Raw genomic sequence first — 16,178 nt, 5'->3', positions numbered from 1 at the left:
GGGCGCGGGCCCGCCCTGGATACGGGCTTCCTCTATGGAGTGCCCGCCGCCCGCGGCTCCACCCGGACGCCCGGCCGTACCCCCCACCGTTCCATCGCCCCCGCCTCCGCCTCCACCACATGGCGGGCCCGCAGCCGGGGCAGCCCGAGGCGGCCGGGCTTCATCGTGCGGACCGCCAGCACGGTGAACGTCCGGTCCAGGTAGGCCACATCGATGGTGAACCGCATCCGGAAGGTGTGCACGCTCCCGGCCGGCGTGAGCAGCAGCGCCCCTTCGATCCCGTCCCGCCCGAGCAGCCCCCGGGTACGGGCCCGGTACGAGGCCGCGATCCGCAGCGGCACCTCCCGGGCGCCCGCGTCCCCGCCGACCGCCAGCGTCCCGTCGCCATCACGCCAAGTCCTCATGGCCACCGACCGTAGCCCCCGGCGCCCACGCCTGGGTCCTGAACGGTCCGGAGTGGGCCCCAGGACCCAAGCCCCCTGTCCGCGCGGCCGATTAGGGTCGTCCCGTGGACCTCGTGCTGCTCGCCGTCGCCGCCGTCTGGGGTGGAGTCACCGGACTGCTGATTCCGCGCGCCGCGTACCGGTTCGCCGTCGAACCCGAGGAGCCCTGGCGCACCACCTGCCCCGCCGGGCACGCGTTCACCGGTCCGTTCGGCGGCTGGCTCGGCCCGGCCCGCTGCGCCTCCTGCGCCTCCGGAGCGCAGGTCTCCGTACGGTACGGGGAGGAGGCCGCCGCCGCCCCCGTACCGCCCCGAGACGACGAGCACGCCCCCGTACCGCCCCGAGACGACGAGCTCGTCCCCGTACCGCCCCAAGACGACGAGGGCGCCCAGGTACCGCCCCGAGACGATGAGCCCGCCCCCGTACCGCAGGCGGGCGACAGCGCTCCCCTTCTACCGCGAGCGGGAGACGACGCTCCCCTCCCCGGCGCCCCCGCCCCGGCCCCGAGCGCCCCGGCCCCCGGCACCCCCGCCCCGGCCCCCGCCGGCTCCCGGCCCTACGCCCCCGGCGTCCTCGCGCCCCTGGTCACCGTGCTCGTCTGCGTCGCGCTCGCCGCTGCCACGGGGGCCCGGCCCGAGCTCGCCGGCTGGCTGCTGCTGGCCCCGGTCGCCGTCCTCCTCGCCACCGTCGACCGCCGCGTCCACCGGCTGCCCGACCCGCTCACCCTGCCCCTGGCCGCCGCGGCCGTCCTGCTGCTGGGCGGGGCCGCCCTACTCCCCGGACACGCCGGGTCCTGGGCCTCCGGGCTGCTCGGCGGGCTGGTGCTCGGCGGCTTCTACCTCCTGCTCTTCCTCATCAACCCGAACGGCATGGGCTTCGGCGATGTGAAGCTGGCCCTCGCCCTGGGCGTCGCCCTCGGCTGGTACGGCTGGCAGGTGCTGTTCCTGGGCGGGTTCGCCGGGTTCCTGTTCGGCGCGGCGTACGGGCTCGGGCTGGTCCTGCTGCGCCGGGCGGGGCGCAGGACCGGCATCCCGTTCGGCCCGTTCATGATCGCCGGGGCGCTGACCGGCCTGCTCCTGGGGGCGTCGGCGGCCTGAGCCGCCCATCCTGCCCGCCCGTGGGGAGCACGGACTGTTGTCTGTCGCAGGTTGAGACATATGTGCCCATCTCGCCCGCCCGTGGGGAGCACGGGCCCCGGAATCCGTTCGCGCCCCACGCCCCGGCCTGACACGATTCCCGTATGCCCGAACAGTCCCCTCCGCCCCCTGAGCCGTCCCCGGCTCCGTCCTTCGCCTCCCCGGCCTCCCGCGACCGGTTCGAGGCCCTCGTCGCCGAAGCCGACGCCGTCTCCGTCGACGGCTGGGACTTCTCGTGGCTGGCGGGCCGGGCCACCGAGCAGCGCCCCTCCTGGGGGTACGCCCGCGCCATGGCCGACCGGCTCGGCGAGGCCAGGGCCGCACTCGACCTCCAGACCGGGGGCGGCGAGGTCCTGGCCGCCGCGCCCCGACTCCCGCCGGTCACCGTCGCCACCGAGTCCTGGCCGCCGAACATCGCCCGCGCCACCGCACTCCTGCACCCCCTCGGTGCCGTCGTCGTCGCGGACGAGGACGAGCCGCCGCTGCCCTTCGGGGACGCGGCCTTCGACCTGGTGGTCAGCCGGCATCCGGTCACCACCTGGTGGGAGGAGATCGCCCGGGTGCTCACCCCCGGCGGTACGTACTTCTCGCAGCAGGTCGGACCGGCGAGCGTCTTCGAGCTCGTGGAGTACTTCCTCGGCCCGCAGCCGCCCGAGGTGCGCCGCGGCCGCGACCCCGAGGACGCGCGCGCCGCCGCCGAGGCGGCCGGGCTGGACGTCGTCGACCTGCGGCTGGAGCGGCTGCGCACCGAGTTCTTCGACATCGGCGCGGTGGTCTACTTCCTCCGCAAGGTGATCTGGATGGTGCCCGGATTCACCGTCGAGCAGTACCGGCTCCAACTGGCCGCACTGCACCGGAAGATCGAGGGCGAGGGGCCCTTCCTCGCCCACACCACGCGCTTCCTGATTGAGGCCCGCAAGCCCCTGTGACGTATCAGGAAGTGTCAACCTGCCTACCCCGGACGCCAGTTCAGCATTGGACCGCAGGCAACGCGATCGTGTCGGCCGCCGTCCTACTGTGCGGGAGCAGGCACGGCGAGAAGGACGGGGAGCGGCCATGACGGTGGAGAGGGAAGAGTACGGCGGGCCGGCCGGACGCGCGCGGCACGGCAACTCCGACTGGCTCACGGGCTCCCGGATCACCGCCGTGCACGGGGTCTTCTACCGGCCCGAGGGGCGCGCGGGCGAGCCGGAGGCCGTGGAGTTCGTGATCGACCAGGGCCAGTCCGTCCTGCTGACCTGTACCTCCGACTGGACGCTGCGGATCACCCCCGGCACCTGGCCGCTGCTGCCCGACTGGTGCGTACCGGCGAACCAGTGGCAGCACGCCCCGCTGACGCAGCTGCCGCCGGTGCCGTACGAGGGCGCCTGGACGGTCGTCGGCACGCTGGAGCGCAGGGACGGCAACGGCGAGGTCCACGAGGCGGTCATCCGGTGCGCGGAAGGGGACTTCGTGGTCGCGGCGGGGGACACCCTGGCGGTCCGCTTCCACCGCCACTGAGGACCCGGCGCCAGCGCGGCCCCACTGCCCGGAGGACCCGGCGCCGGCACGGCCCCACCGCCCGGAGGCCGGGCACCATCAGGTCCGGCCCCGCGCGGCGTCAAGGCCGCGCCCCGGGACGCCCCCTCGATACCGGGGACGAATCCGGGCCCATGGTCGCGGGTCGCGGGCCGTCCTCCCGGCCCGCTACGGGGTCCGGCGAACTCGGAGAGTAGTTGTGGAGTGGCGTGGCACCCATCAGCACTTACGAAGGGTTATGGTGGAAACCCCCCCTCGGGCCGGTCCGTATCCCCCCCCACGGACCGGCCCGTTTTTTTCTGGGCCGGTCCGGACCGCCGACCTGAGCCCCCCCGCCTGGGCCCACCGCCCCACCGCCCCCCCCGGCATACCGCCGCCCCACCGCCCCCCGGCGTACCGCCCTCACGCCCCCGGCGAACCGGTCTCAGCCCCCCCGGCGTACCGCCCTCACCCCCCCGGCGTACCGCCCTCACCCCCCCGGCGTACCGCCCCACCGCCCCCCGGCGAACCGCCCTCACCCCCCCGGCATACCGCCGCCCCACCGCCCCCCGGCATACCGCCGCCCCACCGCCCCCCGGCGTACCGCCCTCACGCCCCCCCGGCGTACCGCTCTCACCCCCCGGCGTACCGCCCTCACGCCCCCACGGCGTACCGCCCCACCGCCCCACCGCCCCCCGGCGAACCGGTCTCAGCCCCGCCCGGCCCAGATGTTCGTGCCCTCGGTGTCCACGGCGAAGGTGTCGATCTCCTTCAGCTCAGCGGCCGTCAGCGCCGGCCCGGCCAGCGCCGCCACGTTCTCCTCCAGTTGCTTCACGCTCGACGCGCCGATCAGCGCCGAGGTCATCCGGCTGTCGCGCAGCACCCACGCGATGGCCAGCTGGGCCAGCGACTGGCCGCGGCCCTGCGCGATGTCGTTCAGCCCGCGCAGCCGGCGCAGGACCTCGTCCGAGAGCAGGCCCGGATCGAGCGACTTGCCCTGGGTGGCGCGCGAGCCCTCCGGGATGCCCTTCAGGTACTTGTTCGTGAGCAGGCCCTGCGCGAGCGGCACGAAGGAGATGCAGCCCATGCCGGCCGCCTCCAGGGTGTCGAGCAGACCGTCGTCCTCGATCCAGCGGTTGATCATGGAGTAGGACGGCTGGTGGATCAGGGCCGGGACACCCATCTCCCTCAGCAGCCCGGCCGCCTCGGCGGTCTGCTCCGCGGTGTACGAGGAGACCCCCACGTACAGCGCTTTGCCCTGCCGCACGGCGGACGCCAGGGCGCCCATCGTCTCCTCCAGCGGGGTGTGCGGGTCGAAGCGGTGCGAGTAGAAGATGTCGACGTACTCCAGGCCCATCCGCTTCAGCGAGGCGTCGAGCGAGGACAGCAGGTATTTCCGGGAGCCCCACTCGCCGTACGGGCCGGGGTGCATCAGATAGCCGGCCTTGGTGGAAATGGCCAGCTCGTCCCGGTACGAGGCGAAATCCTGTGCGAACAGCTTGCCGAAGTTCAGCTCGGCCGAGCCGGGCGGCGGCCCGTAGTTGTTGGCCAGGTCGAAGTGTGTCACCCCGAGATCGAAGGCGCGGCGCAGAATGGCCCGCTGGGAGTCCAGCGCCCGGTCGTCGCCGAAGTTGTGCCACAGGCCCAGGGAGAGGGCGGGCAGTTTGAGGCCGCTGCGCCCGGTGCGGCGGTACTCCATGGCGTCGTAGCGCGCGTCGGCAGCGCGGTAGGAGAGGTCGGGGGAGAGGTAATCGGTCATTTTCTCTCTTTATCACGGAGTTGTGACAGACCGGGTTGGGCCCCGGTGACCCGGTCGCAGTAATGTGGCGGCTTCGGGGAATGCCGATGTGCGGCGCGGCTCAGGCCCGCGCGGGTCCGTACGGACCGCGCAGCGCTCCCCGGCGGGGGTGGACCCCGGACCCCCGGCGACGGGGAGGGCGGGCCACGGGCCCGTACGGAACCGAGAGGGTGAACTCAGTGAACTTCCGCGACCTGGTGTACAGGCTCTACGCGCGCCGGGTGGAAGGCCGCCTGGACCACGATCAGGTGCCGAAGCACATCGGGGTCATCCTCGACGGCAACCGGCGGTGGGCCAAGGCGTCCGGCGGATCGGCCGTGCAGGGCCACCAGGCCGGTGCGGACAAGATCTCCGAGCTGCTCGGCTGGTGCAGCGAGACCGATGTCGAGGTCGTCACCCTCTGGATGCTGTCCACGGACAACTTCGACCGGCCCGAGCACGAGCTGAAGCCGCTGCTGGGCATCATCGAGAACACCGTACGCAATCTCGCCGCCGACGGGCGGTGGCGCGTCCACCATGTCGGCACGCTCGACCTGCTGCCCGCCGAGACGCAGCTGGTGCTCAAGGAGGCCCAGCAGTCGACCGCCCATGTCGACGGGATAATCGTCAATGTCGCCGTGGGCTACGGCGGCCGGCAGGAGATCGCGGACGCCGTGCGCTCGCTGCTCCTGGAGCACTCGGAGCGGGGCACGACCTTCGAGGAGCTGGCGGAGATCGTCTCCACCGACCTGATCTCCGAGCACCTCTACACCCGCGGCCAGCCCGATCCCGACCTGGTGATCCGCACGAGCGGCGAACAGCGCCTTTCGGGCTTCATGCTCTGGCAGAGCGCCCATTCGGAGTACTACTTCTGCGAGGTGTTCTGGCCGGCCTTCCGCAAGGTCGACTTCCTGCGGGCGCTGCGCGACTACGCCGCCCGCCACCGGCGCTACGGGGCCTGAAAACGCCCCTGCCACGGGCCCGGACGGCCCCCTCACCCGCCCCGCCCGGCGACTCCCCTCCACAGGGGGGTCATCGCGCGTCCACCGGGACTTCCCCACACCGTGTCATATGCAGCGGCATGGCTTCGGTCCGAACTGGGAATACCCCTGGCAGGTCGACATCCGGTCACCAACCAGGCGGATGTCGCAGCCAAGTGAGCGGCACCCAGTCCGCTCGCCCGGGAGGCCCTTTGCACACGAAGGACCGTAGACGCAGTCAGCCTGCGGCCGACGCGGAGGCCGTGGTCCGGCCCGAGCGCAGGGGCCCGATCCCGGTCCGTCCTCTCCTTCGGGAAGCTCCGCGACCGTTCGTCGCACTCCCCGACCTCGTCCGAGGGGGTACGTCCTTCCGTGGTGACCAGTAGCAAGCGCCGCATGCCCGACCGGCGCACATACGTTCTCGACACCAGCGTCCTGCTGGCCGATCCCGGTGCCATGGCCCGCTTCGACGAGCACGAAGTCGTGCTGCCGATCGTGGTGGTCACGGAGCTGGAGGCCAAGCGGCACCATCCGGAGCTCGGATACTTCGCCCGGCAGGCCCTGCGCCTGCTGGACGACTTCCGCATCCGGTACGGCCGGCTGGACGCCCCCATCCCCCTCGGGGACCTGGGCGGGACGCTCCGCGTCGAACTCAACCACTCCGACCCCGGCGTGCTGCCCGCCGGCTACCGGCTGGGGGACAACGACTCCCGGATTCTCGCGGTCGCCCGCAACCTCCAGGCGGAGGGGTACGACGTCACGGTCGTCTCCAAGGACCTGCCCCTGCGGATCAAGGCCTCCTCGGTCGGCCTCCTCGCCGAGGAGTACCGCGCCGAGCTCGCCATCACCGATTCCGGCTGGACCGGAATGACCGAGCTGCCCCTCTCCGGGGAGCAGGTCGACCTGCTCTTCACCGAGGAGACGCTGTACGTCCCCGAGGCCGCCGAGCTGCCCGTCCACACCGGCCTGGTCCTCCAGTCCGAGCGGGGCAAGGCGCTCGGCCGGGTGACGGCCCAGGGCGATGTGCGGCTCGTGCGGGGTGACCGGGAGGCCTTCGGCATCCACGGGCGCAGCGCCGAGCAGCGGATCGCCCTCGACCTGCTGCTCGACCCGGACGTCGGCATCGTCTCGCTGGGCGGCCGGGCCGGCACCGGAAAGTCGGCGCTTGCCCTCTGCGCCGGGCTGGAGGCGGTGCTGGAGCGCCAGCAGCACAAGAAGGTGATGGTCTTCCGCCCGCTGTACGCGGTGGGCGGCCAGGAGCTCGGCTATCTCCCCGGCAGCGAGGCCGAGAAGATGAGCCCCTGGGCGCAGGCGGTCTTCGACACGCTCTCGGCGGTCGCCGGGCGCGAGGTCATCGAGGAGGTGCTGGGGCGCGGGATGCTGGAGGTCCTGCCGCTCACCCACATCCGCGGCCGCTCGCTCCACGACGCGTTCGTGATCGTGGACGAGGCGCAGTCACTCGAACGGAACGTGCTGCTGACCGTGTTGTCCCGGATCGGGGCGAATTCACGGGTGGTGCTCACCCATGACGTCGCCCAGCGGGACAACCTCCGGGTCGGCCGGTACGACGGAGTCGTCGCCGTGGTCGAGAAGCTGAAGGGTCATCCGCTCTTCGCCCATGTCACGCTCACGCGTTCGGAGCGTTCGCAGATCGCCGCACTGGTGACCGAAATGCTGGAGGAAGGACACATCTGACCTGCATGTCCTGCTTGATGCCGCCCGGTGAGCCAAAGAGCTTAGCCGGGCGGCATCGTGTTGCGCCGTCATTTCCGGAAAACCGGTGAGCCAAACGGGGTGTGACCTTTCCCACGCAACACAGAATTGCCCTGTGGTGTCCCCGTCCGGCAGAGTCTTGCTTCCGTCAGGCCCCGCATACGGCACTTGGGCACCTCCAGAGGCGCCACGCACCACACAACTCAACACGAGACGCCCGTATGCCGCCCGCGAGCACCACGCGGCAGCCTCCTCACCGGGGTTGCCCACCGGGTCCGTGCCTCCCGTGACCCACGCAGTAGGGAGGCCAGTGCCAGGGGCACGAACGCGCCCGCGAGGTCACGTGAGCGGGCGATGCTGGAAGGACACCATGTGAGCCGGATCTCGGTCCGGGGGTTCGCCGTGGCATCTGCCACCGCGGTCACCACCGTTGGCGCCGTCGTAGGCGTTGCTGCGGGCGGCGCACCTGCCGCCGATGACAACAACTTCGAGGCGGCCGCAGCCGACACCACGCTGCTCGCAGACATTCCGGCGGGCCAGCAGGCCCAGGTCCAGACCGCTTCGCTGACGCAGCAGGCCGATGCCCAGGCCTCCGCCGCCGACGCCGCCGCGAAGAAGTCGGCCGAGGAGTCGGCCCGCCTCCAGGCCGCCAAGGACGCCAAGTCCAAGAAGGCGGCGGCCGAGGAGAGGGTCGAGGCCGAGCGCAAGGCCGAGAAGGAGAAGAAGGAAGCCGCCGAGCGCGCCAGCCGTTCCTCCGTCCGCGATGCCTCCTCGTTCTCCGCTCAGGGCTCGTACACCGTGGCCCAGGTGCAGGCGATGGCACGTCAGATGGTGCCCGCCGACCAGTTCCAGTGCTTCAGCAACATCGTGAACCACGAGTCGACCTGGAACTACCGGGCGACCAACCCGTCCTCGGGCGCGTACGGACTGATGCAGGCCCTCCCGGGCCACAAGATGTCCTCCGCCGGTGCCGACTGGCAGACCAACCCGGCCACCCAGATCAAGTGGGGCCTCAGCTACATGGACGGCCGCTACGGCTCCCCGTGCGGCGCCTGGTCCTTCTGGCAGGCCAACAACTGGTACTAGGGCCCGACGGCCCCGCGAAGCCCCCCACCGCGTCCGCGGTGGGGGGCTTCGCGCGTGTACGGTCGCATCCGGCGAACCAGGGCGGCGCTGGGGAGCGAAAGTGGGGGAAGGGAAAGAGACATGTCGAAACTACCGGGCTGGCTGGGCCGCTTCGGATCCGAACTGACGCAGCTGGGCGCACGCCTGGAAGAGCGCCGGGCGCGCGCCGTCGACGATGACGATCCCCACCACGGGGGTGCCGCGGCGTCCGGGGCCCTGGACCCCGGGCAGGTGCCCGCGCCCCCCACGTACGCGCCCTCCGTCGCCGCCAAGCCCGATCCGGTGACGGCGATTCCGTGGGGGATGCGGGTCGCGGCCGAGGCCGGCTGGCGGCTGCTCGTCCTCGCCGGGACCCTCTGGGTGCTGATGCAGGTGATCACCGCCGTACAACTGGTGGTGCTCGCCTTCTCCGCCGCGCTGCTCGTCACCGCGATGCTCCAGCCGACCGTCGTGCGGCTCAAGCGGGTCGGGCTGCCGCACGGGCTCGCCACCGCCGTGACGGCCGTGCTCGGGTTCGTCGTCATCGGCCTGGTCGGCTGGTTCGTGGTGTGGCAGGTGATGGAGAACCTCGACACGCTCTCCGAGCGGGTCCGCGACGGCATCGACGAGTTGAAGCGCTGGCTGCTGGACAGCCCCTTCCATGTCACCGAGTCGCAGATCAACGACATCGCCAAGAACCTCAACGACACCATCGGCACCAACACGGAGGAGATCACCTCCGCCGGACTCCAAGGCGTCACCGTGATGGTGGAGTTCCTCACCGGGCTGCTGCTGGCGATGTTCTCCACGCTCTTCCTGCTCTACGACGGCCGGCGCATCTGGGAGTGGTCGCTCAAACTGGTGCCCGCCGCCGCCCGTCCCGGAGTCGCCGGCGCCGGACCGCGCGCCTGGCGGACCCTGACCGCCTACGTGCGGGGCACGGTGCTCGTCGCCCTGATCGACGCCATCTTCATCGGCTTCGGCCTCTACGTCCTGAACGTGCCGCTCGCGGTGCCGCTGGCCGTGTTCATCTTCCTGTTCGCCTTCATCCCGCTCGTCGGTGCCGTGGTCTCCGGCGCACTGGCGGTGGTCGTCGCGCTGGTCACCGAGGGGGTGTGGACGGCGCTGTGGGCGCTGGTGGTGGTGCTGGCGGTGCAGCAGATCGAGGGCCACATCCTCCAGCCGTTCATCCTCGGCCGGGCGGTGCGGGTGCACCCGCTGGCCGTGGTCCTCGCGGTGGCGACGGGCGGCCTGGTCGCGGGCATCGGTGGCGCGGTGGTCGCCGTACCGCTGGTCGCGGTGACCAACACGGTGGTCGGCTACCTGCGGTCCTACGGTGCTCCCCGCACGGTGGGCGGGCAGCACGGGGCCACCGCGCTGGGGGTCGCGCCGACCGGGCCGGCGGACACGCCGGACGCGGTGCTGGAGGGGCCGAGCGCCGAGACCGCCACGCCGGTCGTGTTCCCCGAACCGCCGGAGGGACGGGACCCGTCGCGGGGCGACCCGCCGGAGAAGCAGGCGTAGGGCGGACAGGGCGGAGCCCCGGGGACGGTCGGTCGTCCTCGGGGCTCTTCCCGTATCAGGGGTGGTGCGGTGTCACTGCTCGGCGAGTACGGCCTCGGCGTCGAGGGTCACACCGACCGCCTGGATCACCGAGGCGACCTTGACGGCCTCCTGGATGGTCTCGCGGTCCACGCCGGCCTTGCGCAGCACCTGCTCGTGGGAGTCCAGGCACTGGCCGCAGCCGTTGATCGCGGAGACGGCGAGCGACCACAGCTCGAAGTCGACCTTCTCCACGCCCGGGTTGCCGATGACGTTCATCCGCAGGCCCGCGCGGAGCGTGCCGTACTCCGGGTCCGACAGCAGGTGCCGCGTCCGGTAGAAGACGTTGTTCATCGCCATGATCGCGGCCGCCGACTTCGCCGCGGCGTACGCCTCGGGCGACAGGTTGGCCTTCGCCTCGGGCTCCAGCTCACGCAGCACCCGCGGCGAGCGCGAGGCGATCGCGCAGGCCAGCACGGTGCCCCACAGCTGCTGCTGCGGGAGGTCGCTGTTGCCGATGACCGAGCCGAGGTTCAGCTTCAGGTCCTTGGCGAAGTCCGGTACGGCGGACTTGAGTTCGTCGAGAGCCATGGGTATCAGCTCACTCGCCCGAGAGGAGCGCGACCGGGTCGAGGGTGTTCTCGCCCTTGGTCCAGTTGCACGGGCACAGCTCGTCGGTCTGCAGAGCGTCGAGGACCCGCAGGACCTCCTTGGGGTTACGGCCCACGGAACCGGCGGTCACCATCGTGAACTGGATCTCGTTGTTCTGGTCGACGATGAAGACGGCGCGCTGCGCGAAGCCGTCCTCGCCCTCGATGCCGAGGTCACGCATGAGCTCGTGCTTCGAGTCGGCCAGCATCGGGAAGGGCAGGTCGGTCAGGTCCGGGTGGTCCTTGCGCCAGGCGTGGTGCACGAACTCGGAGTCACCGGAGAAGCCGAGGATCTGGGCGTCCCGGTCGGCGAACTCCTCGTTCAGCTTGCCGAAGGCGGCGATCTCGGTGGGGCACACGAAGGTGAAGTCCTTCGGCCACGCGAAGACGATCTTCCACTTGCCCTCGTAGGTCTTGTGGTTGATCTGCTCGAACTCCTTGCCGCTCTCCAGCGAAACACAAGCAGTCAGGTCGAACTCGGGGAACTTGTCACCGACAGTGAGCACGCGCTCTCCTTGCAGCGTTAGGAGATCCCCTTTGCGGAGATTTCCTGAGGGTTGGACGAGATCCACCTTGGCACAGAGTGCATTGATCACGGAAATAGCTACACTCGGTCGTGATGATCGGAGGTGCCTATCAGTGGGCCAGGGAAAACCGGGCATACGCCCCAAGCAGTCAGCGAAGCAGCCCAGCCTGTCGCAGCTCCGCGCCTTCGCGGCCGTGGCGGAACATCTGCACTTCCGGGACGCGGCGGCAGCAATCGGGATGAGTCAGCCCGCACTCTCCGGAGCCGTCTCCGCCCTGGAGGAGGCACTGGGTGTCCAGCTTATCGAGCGTACGACGCGCAAGGTGCTGCTCTCGCCCGCCGGGGAGCGGCTCGCGGCGCGGACCGCCGTCGTGCTGGAGGCCGTCGCGGCGCTGATGGAGGAGGCGGAAGCGGCCCGGGCACCGTTCACCGGGGTGCTCCGGCTCGGTGTGATCCCGACCGTCGCCCCCTATCTCCTGCCCGCCGTCCTGCGGCTGGTCCACGAGCGCTACCCGGACCTCGACCTCCAGGTTCATGAGGAGCAGACCTCCTCGCTGCTGGAGGGGCTCGCCGCCGGACGCCTGGACCTGCTGCTTCTCGCGGTGCCGCTCGGGGTCCCCGGGGTGAGCGAGATCCCCCTCTTCGACGAGGACTTCGTGCTGGTCATGGAGCAGGACCACTGGCTCGGCGGGCGCGCCGACATCCCGCGCGAGGCGCTGCGGGAGCTGCCGCTGCTCCTCCTGGACGAGGGCCACTGCCTGCGCGACCAGGCCCTGGACATCTGCCGGGAGGCGGGGCGTACGGAGGGGGCGCCGGTCACCACGACGGCCGCCGGGCTCTCCACCCTCGTCCAGCTGGTGGCGGGCGGGCTCGGGGTGACCCTGCTGCCGCGCACCGCGGTGACGGTGGAGACCGCCCGCAACGACGCCCTGGCCACCGGGTACTTCGCCCACCCGGCCCCCGCCCGGCGGGTGGCGCTGGCGATGCGGACCGGCTCGGCGCGGGGCGGCGAGTTCGAGGAGTTCGCCGCCGCGCTGCGCGGGGCGATGGAGCCGCTGCCGGTGCGGGTGGTGGGCGCGGCCTGGGAGTGAACGGGCCCGGGAGCAGCGGTCGGGACGCCGGTGCGGCCGGGAGGCTCTCTCCCGGCCGCACCGGCGTGTCCCGCTATTCGGTGCGCAGCCCGTCCGGCCGCATCAGCCGCCACAGCGGGGGCAGCGACAGTGCCGTCACCAACAGGATCAGCGCCGCTCCGGCTCCGGTCAGCGGCAGGAACAGCCACCAGTCGGAGACGCTCTTGCGGGTCATCCAGGCGAGCGTCGCGCCGAGCCCCAGCCCGCCCGCGACCGCCACCGCCAGGCCGAGGACCACGGGAACGGCGGTCTGCCACAGGACCGACCAGCTCAGCGTCGTACGCCGGGTGCCGAAGGCGACCAGCACCGACAGCAGCCGCCGGCGCTCGCGCAACTGCTCCAGCTGGGAGACCAGCATCGAGGCGGCGATCAGCAGCAGCACCACACTCGCCCCGACCCGCAGAGCGGTCTGGATACTGGCGTACTGCCGGTCGCGCTCCACCGATTGGAGGGTGACGAAGCGCATGCCGGGATCGATCCGGGCCGCCGTGTTCCGTACGTGCTCGGCGACGTCCGGCACGCTTCGGTCCACCCGGATCCGGGCGGTGATCTGCGCGCCGGGCAGCGTGCCCGCGTCGACCGCGCCGGTGGTGGCCATGATCCCCCAGTGGGGGGTGCCCATCGGGTCGGTGCGGCCCGGCACGGTCGGGGAGTCGGCGGGCAGCGTCCACCGCAGCGGCTTGCCCGTCCCGGAGCCGACCTCGACCACCTGGCCCTTGCGCGCGGTCCGGTCGACCCAGGCGGACATGTCCTTGTCGCCCGGCGGGTGGACGACGAACGTGTCGCCGTCCGCGCAGGCGCCGATCCGGGCGAATTCGCGCAGGGTGGCGCAGGTGCCGACGGTCAGCGAGGTGGTGGGCGGGATGTCGTCCTGTGCGTAGACGCCGGGCCTGGACGCGTACGCCTCCACCGAGCCGATCACCACATCCACCCCCCGGGTGGCGCGGAACCGCTCGATGGCCGAGGTGGCCGCCGCGCCGGTGACGTTCTCGGAGTACCCGGCGAACTGGGCCCGCGAGGGGTCCTGGCCGGTCATCCGGTTGAAGTCGGCGTTCATCGAGGCGAACAGCATCTGCAGGGCGACCGCCCCGGCCGCCGCCACCGTGACCCCGCCGACCGCACGGGACGCGGCCCCGCTGCTCAACTGGAGCCCGCGGGTGGCGAGCTGCCAGGGCACCGGGCCGCCGCGCAGCCGGCTCACGCACGCCTCGATCAGCCACGGCAGCAGCAGGGCGAGCCCGACCAGCACCAGCACGGCACCGGCCGCGATCCCGTACGGCTTCCCGGGCGCGTACTCGTACTCGTCGATCCGGCCCGTGAATCCGAGCACCGCCAGACCCGCGAGCGGCACGAGCAGGCGCCACCGGAGCCGGCGGCCCCGGTCCCGGCCGCGCCGTACGACGCCGAGCGGTTCGACCACCACGGACCGCATCGCGACCAGCGTGACGAGCACGGCGGTGACGGGCACCGCGAAGGTGACCAGCAGCGCCAGCAGGGGATCGGGCACCAGGTCCGCCGGGAACGCGCTGACGTCCCAGATCTCCACCGCACCGGCGAACCGCCGGCCCACCAGGAAGAGGGCCAGTCCGATCAGCAGCCCAAGGACCGCGCCGAACAGCGCCTCCCCGGCGGCGATACGGCGGGTCGTGCGGATGTCCGCGCCGACCAGGCGGAGCGCGGCGAGCCGGCGGTCGCGCCGGTCGCCGCCGAAGCGCACGGCGGTGGCGATGAAGATGGCGACGGGCACCAGGAGCACGACGCAGACCATGACGCTCAGCACGATCAGCAACGGCGGGAGCGGATCGCCGTCGCCGGGGTCTCCGTAGCCGGCGATCCGGTGGCCTCCCGCCGCGGGCGTCAGGGTGTCGCTGCCCGCGTAGTAGCGGAGTTCCCCGGGCGAGCGCAGCCCGGCGTCCCCGATCGTGCCGGTGATCTCGTACGGCAGCCGCTCACGCAGCAGTTCGCCGTCCGGGGCGGCGAGCAGCTCCCTCAGCGCGGGGGAGACCAGCATCTCGTCCGCCCCGGGGAAGCGGGCGACACCCGGTGGCCGAGCCGGCGAGGGGCCGTCGGCGCGCATGAGGTAGCTCTCGACGGTCCGGTCGCGGTACTCGGTGGTCGTGTTGATCCGCACCACCGAGGTGTCCGACTTCGCCGCGTCGGCGCCCGGTGAGTCGGAGATCCGCGTCTCGCTGCGGGCCGTCTCCCGCGCGGAGCGTGCGTCGAACAGGTGCGGGACGGAGGAGGCGAGCAGCAGCAGCGCGACCCCGAGGCCGACGCCGACCGCCGTCAGCAGCGTACGGATCCAGCCCTCGCGGCCCCCGGCGGCGGCGAACCGGACGCCGAGGCCGAGGTCCCGGAGCGTGGCCGCACCGCGCGAGGGCGGCTTCGGGCGGTCCTGCCCGGCGGCGGGAGCGCTACGGGAGCCGAGCAGCGTCATACGGCGTGCTCCAGGTCATGGGCCCGGCCGTCGCGCACGGTGACGTCACGGTCGGAGTAGGCGGCGACCCGGGCCTCGTGGGTCACCAGGACCACCGCGACGCCAAAGGAGCGGGCGGCCTCGGTGAGCAGCTCCATCACCCGCTCGCCGTTGAGGGAGTCCAGGGCGCCGGTCGGCTCGTCCGCGAAGATCACCTTCGGGGAGCCCGCCAGCGCCCGGGCCACGGCGACGCGCTGCCCCTGGCCGCCGGAGACCTCGCCGGGACGCTTGGCGCCCAGGCCGTCGACCTCCAGGCGCTCCATCCACTCCCGGGCGGTGCGCTCGGCGGCCTTGCGCCTCACTCCGTTCAGCCTCAGCGGCAGGGCGACGTTCTCCACGCAGGTCAGCTCGGGCACGAGCTGGCCGAACTGGAAGACGAAGCCGAAGTCGCTGCGGCGCAGGGCGCTGCGCTCGGCGTCGGACATCGCGGAGAGCTCGCGGCCCGCGTAGGTGATGGTGCCGGAGTCCGGCGTGATGATCCCGGCCAGACAGTGCAGCAGGGTCGACTTGCCGGAGCCGGAAGGGCCCATCACGGCGACGACCTCGCCGGGGTGCACGGAGAACGACGCGCCGTCCAGGGCGGGCGTCGAACCGTAGGTCTTGCACAGGTCGCGGGCGGCGAGCAGAGAGCCGTCGGGAATCACGGAGCCACCACCTCGGCGAGCTGGCCCAGGCGGGCGGCGGTCAGTTCCAGCCAGCGCAGATCGGCTTCCAGGTGGAACAGGGCGTGGTCGCAGATCAGCTGGTCTGCGAGGTCGCCCTTGCGCTTGCGGTCGGTGAGGACGCGCATCATCCGCAGGTGCTCCGAGCGCTGGGAGTCCAGCAGGTCGTCCGCGCTGCGATCGGTCAGGAGCGCGAGGACGACCTTGGTGTAGAGCGTGGACTGGAGGTACGGCTCCGGCTTCTCGGGCTGTGCGAGCCAGCGCGAGACATCGGTGATCCCGGCGTCCGTGATGGCGTACCGCTTGCGCTCGGGCCCGCCTTCGCTCTCCACCCCGTCGACCACGACGAGCCCGTTCTTCAGGAGCCGGGACATCGTCGCGTAGACCTGGCCGTAGTGGAGCGGGCGGTCCTGGCCGAATTTCTCGTCGAAGGTCCGCTTCAGGTCGTAGCCGTGGCGGGGGCCGGATTCCAGGAGCCCGAGGAGGGTGTGGCCGATAGACATGAGAGGCACTGTACACGTGGTGTATACCCGACATGTGTA

The 16,178-nt window shown here is 72.1% G+C and carries 15 protein-coding genes; 8 read left to right on the top strand and 7 right to left on the bottom strand.

Going from position 1 to position 16,178, the window contains the following annotated elements; all coding sequences use genetic code 11:
• Positions 1 to 32: 32 nt before the first annotated feature.
• A complete protein-coding gene (locus tag ACIQAK_RS04835; protein WP_366391074.1) occupies positions 33 to 404 on the bottom strand; it encodes a DUF192 domain-containing protein in 372 nt (123 codons plus the stop codon).
• A gap of 104 nt (positions 405 to 508) precedes the next feature.
• On the opposite strand from ACIQAK_RS04835, the gene ACIQAK_RS04830 reads away from it, so the two are divergent.
• The 3 genes from ACIQAK_RS04830 (at position 509) to ACIQAK_RS04820 (ending at position 3,079) form a co-directional block, all read left to right on the top strand.
• Positions 509 to 1,540 (top strand): prepilin peptidase, encoded by a 1,032-nt coding sequence (locus tag ACIQAK_RS04830; RefSeq protein WP_366391075.1) that lies wholly within the window; start codon positions 509 to 511, stop codon positions 1,538 to 1,540.
• Between the two features lie 143 nt (positions 1,541 to 1,683).
• Positions 1,684 to 2,508, top strand: a complete 825-nt coding sequence (locus ACIQAK_RS04825) for a class I SAM-dependent methyltransferase (RefSeq protein WP_366391076.1) — start codon at positions 1,684 to 1,686, stop codon at positions 2,506 to 2,508.
• Positions 2,509 to 2,635: 127 nt separating this feature from the next.
• Entirely contained in the window at positions 2,636 to 3,079 is a 444-nt protein-coding gene (locus ACIQAK_RS04820; RefSeq protein ID WP_366391077.1) for a hypothetical protein, read from the top strand.
• Positions 3,080 to 3,785: 706 nt separating this feature from the next.
• On the opposite strand, the gene mgrA is transcribed toward ACIQAK_RS04820, so the two are convergent.
• On the bottom strand, positions 3,786 to 4,835 hold the full coding sequence (gene mgrA / locus ACIQAK_RS04815; protein ID WP_366391078.1) for an L-glyceraldehyde 3-phosphate reductase: 1,050 nt from the start codon (positions 4,833 to 4,835) through the stop codon (positions 3,786 to 3,788).
• A 218-nt stretch (positions 4,836 to 5,053) separates the two neighbouring features.
• Here mgrA and ACIQAK_RS04810 point away from each other — a divergent pair, with 218 nt between their 5' ends.
• The 4 genes from ACIQAK_RS04810 (at position 5,054) to ACIQAK_RS04795 (ending at position 10,174) form a co-directional block, all read left to right on the top strand.
• Positions 5,054 to 5,815 carry an isoprenyl transferase gene (locus ACIQAK_RS04810; RefSeq protein WP_366391107.1) on the top strand — a complete coding sequence of 254 codons (762 nt, stop codon included), beginning with the start codon at positions 5,054 to 5,056 and terminating at the stop codon, positions 5,813 to 5,815.
• Positions 5,816 to 6,205: 390 nt separating this feature from the next.
• On the top strand, positions 6,206 to 7,528 hold the full coding sequence (locus ACIQAK_RS04805; protein ID WP_366391079.1) for a PhoH family protein: 1,323 nt from the start codon (positions 6,206 to 6,208) through the stop codon (positions 7,526 to 7,528).
• A gap of 390 nt (positions 7,529 to 7,918) precedes the next feature.
• Entirely contained in the window at positions 7,919 to 8,632 is a 714-nt protein-coding gene (locus ACIQAK_RS04800) for a transglycosylase SLT domain-containing protein (RefSeq protein WP_366391080.1), read from the top strand.
• Positions 8,633 to 8,752: 120 nt separating this feature from the next.
• The gene (locus ACIQAK_RS04795) at positions 8,753 to 10,174 is read left to right on the top strand and encodes an AI-2E family transporter (protein WP_366391081.1); all 1,422 of its coding nucleotides are present in this window, start codon (positions 8,753 to 8,755) and stop codon (positions 10,172 to 10,174) included.
• 72 nt (positions 10,175 to 10,246) lie between these two features.
• Here the strand turns inward: ACIQAK_RS04795 and ACIQAK_RS04790 are convergent, their stop codons facing one another.
• Positions 10,247 to 10,783 (bottom strand): alkyl hydroperoxide reductase, encoded by a 537-nt coding sequence (locus ACIQAK_RS04790; RefSeq protein ID WP_366391082.1) that lies wholly within the window; start codon positions 10,781 to 10,783, stop codon positions 10,247 to 10,249.
• Positions 10,784 to 10,793: 10 nt separating this feature from the next.
• A complete protein-coding gene (locus ACIQAK_RS04785) occupies positions 10,794 to 11,348 on the bottom strand; it encodes a peroxiredoxin (RefSeq protein ID WP_003966619.1) in 555 nt (184 codons plus the stop codon).
• A 133-nt stretch (positions 11,349 to 11,481) separates the two neighbouring features.
• Here ACIQAK_RS04785 and ACIQAK_RS04780 point away from each other — a divergent pair, with 133 nt between their 5' ends.
• Positions 11,482 to 12,459 (top strand): hydrogen peroxide-inducible genes activator, encoded by a 978-nt coding sequence (locus ACIQAK_RS04780; protein ID WP_366391083.1) that lies wholly within the window; start codon positions 11,482 to 11,484, stop codon positions 12,457 to 12,459.
• Positions 12,460 to 12,532: 73 nt separating this feature from the next.
• Here ACIQAK_RS04780 and ACIQAK_RS04775 read toward each other — a convergent pair whose 3' ends face one another.
• The 3 genes from ACIQAK_RS04775 to ACIQAK_RS04765 are packed head-to-tail and all read right to left on the bottom strand — an operon-like array spanning position 12,533 to position 16,139.
• Positions 12,533 to 14,935, bottom strand: a complete 2,403-nt coding sequence (locus ACIQAK_RS04775; RefSeq protein WP_366391084.1) for an FtsX-like permease family protein — start codon at positions 14,933 to 14,935, stop codon at positions 12,533 to 12,535.
• Positions 14,932 to 15,618 carry an ABC transporter ATP-binding protein gene (locus ACIQAK_RS04770; protein ID WP_366391085.1) on the bottom strand — a complete coding sequence of 229 codons (687 nt, stop codon included), beginning with the start codon at positions 15,616 to 15,618 and terminating at the stop codon, positions 14,932 to 14,934. The genes ACIQAK_RS04775 and ACIQAK_RS04770 overlap by 4 nt, the downstream gene beginning before the upstream one ends.
• Complete coding sequence (locus tag ACIQAK_RS04765) at positions 15,615 to 16,139, bottom strand: PadR family transcriptional regulator (protein ID WP_366391086.1); 525 nt, start codon at positions 16,137 to 16,139, stop codon at positions 15,615 to 15,617. The genes ACIQAK_RS04770 and ACIQAK_RS04765 overlap by 4 nt, the downstream gene beginning before the upstream one ends.
• Positions 16,140 to 16,178: the final 39 nt, after the last annotated feature.

The organism is Streptomyces sp. NPDC088706, assembly GCF_044752765.1.
Lineage (GTDB): Bacteria > Actinomycetota > Actinomycetes > Streptomycetales > Streptomycetaceae > Streptomyces.
The sequence above is the reverse complement of the archived record's forward strand: the minus strand, read 5'-3'. Positions and strand labels throughout refer to the sequence as shown.